2 protein-coding genes are annotated in these 1,758 nt (G+C 60.4%); both read right to left on the reverse strand.

Annotation, left to right across the window (positions count from 1 at the left end):
- The coding region (locus tag A2I95_RS35425; protein WP_291737240.1) for a M20/M25/M40 family metallo-hydrolase at positions 1-1,167 on the reverse strand (1,167 nt) is incomplete at its 3' end.
- 2 nt (positions 1,168-1,169) lie between these two features.
- Positions 1,170-1,758 (reverse strand): DUF3394 domain-containing protein (locus tag A2I95_RS35430; protein ID WP_291737241.1); only part of this gene is annotated, 589 nt, incomplete at its 5' end.

Here is a 1,758-nt window from a genome sequence, read left to right on the forward strand (position 1 = left end):
GGCGGTAAGGCCGCAGACCACCGAAGGCACGCCCGCATATCGATAGAGCCGCGCATCAGAGGCACCGACGCGCATGGTCACGGCAGGTTCCTCACCCAGTACGGCGGCGCAATTGGCTCTGACGGTTTCGATCACCAGATGATCCGGCGCGGTCCAACTGGGCTCATAGCGGCGGGTTATCTCCAGCTTGACACCTTTGATCTCGTCGCAAATCCTTTGCAGCTTCGCCTCAGCGCGTGCGACAGACACACCAACCGGCAGGCGCAGGTCGCAGGTGAACTCGGCATGATCCGCTACCAGGTTCGATAGCCGCCCGCCGCTGATTGTGCCAAAGGTGATCGTGGCAGCCTTCAACACCCGGGTTTCGCCTTCACCCGAAAGCGCCTCTGATTTCTCGGACCAGCGGTCGATCAGTGGGAGCACGTTGCTTCCTTCGCTATCAGCGGGCAGCTCGCGGATGTATTTGAACGCCTCCATCACGCCGGTCAGCTTTTCAATGGCGCTGTCGCCCTTGTGGACATGAGCAGCATGGGTCGACCGCCCTTTGGCGGTGACTCTGGCCCAGATCATCCCCTTTTCCCCGAAGCGCAGCACGTGGGGAGAGCCGACATCACCGCTGATCATGGCGTCGCCGCGCGCGTGGGGCACGGTGTCGAGCAGAAACTTGGTACCCAAAACACCCATGGTTTCCTCATCCCCGGCAAAGGTGCAGACCAGTTCTCCCGGGAAATCCGCACCGGTTTCTGCCAGGCATTTCAGCGCCATGAGGCTGGCAGCGATACCCCCTTTCATGTCCGAAATGCCCATGCCATAGGCCTTGTCACCAACCACTTCTCCCTCGGGAGAGCGGGTCCATGCGCTGAGGTCCCCAGCAGGGAAGGTGTCCATATGCCCGTTGAACACCAGCCGCTTGCCGGAGCGGTTGCCCCGCAGCCGCAGCACCAGGTTGTGGATCGGCTCCTCTGAAATGTGCCGTTCTATCTGCACCCCAGGGATCTGTGACGCGATGGCCGTAATCTGGTCCGCCATGGCGCGCACGTCGCCTTCGGGTTGGGGGCTTTTGATCCGCACCAGGCGCAGGGTGAGGTCCAGGACCTCCTCCCTATGTTTCTCGAGCCAGAACCAGATCCTGTTGCGCAGGTTCGCTTCGGTCAGTTGTACGGCCATGGTCACACTTCCACTGGTTTGGGATTGTTGGTTTTCATCCTGCGCCGCTGCATCAGAACAACGCCCGCATAAGACAGGAGACCGAAGATATAGATGATCTCCTTGGGCGGGCGGCCCGACTGCTCCAGCCCGACGGCTGTCACATAGTCACCCCAGGTGATGCCGATCTGTTCGGCAGGTGCGTTAAAGGCAACATCGGCAACACTGGCACGCCCATCCGGTCCGGAGGCGAGGTTCAGGCCGATCGCCGATGCCACATTCTCCGCTGCCTGCGGGGCGGTGACGGTAAAGAGTTTGTAACGATCGCCGTATTCGGTCTCGTGTGTCACATAGACACGGATCTTCTGGCCTGCCTCGATGGGCATTGTTCCGTTTACAACACTCTCAAGCGGCGCATCCGCAAAGGCCGGGCTGAAACGGTCCAGCACGAAATCTGGGCGGAACAGGCTAACCACGACAAAGACCAGCAGCACCGCCTCCACCAGTTTGAGGCGTACGAACATCCACTGCAGCGTCAAAGACGAGAAGGCGAAGATCGCAATCAACGACACGATAAAGACCAGAATGGCGTGCCAAACGCTGTCGACTCCG

It is taken from the genome of Leisingera sp. F5 (genome assembly GCF_001593695.1).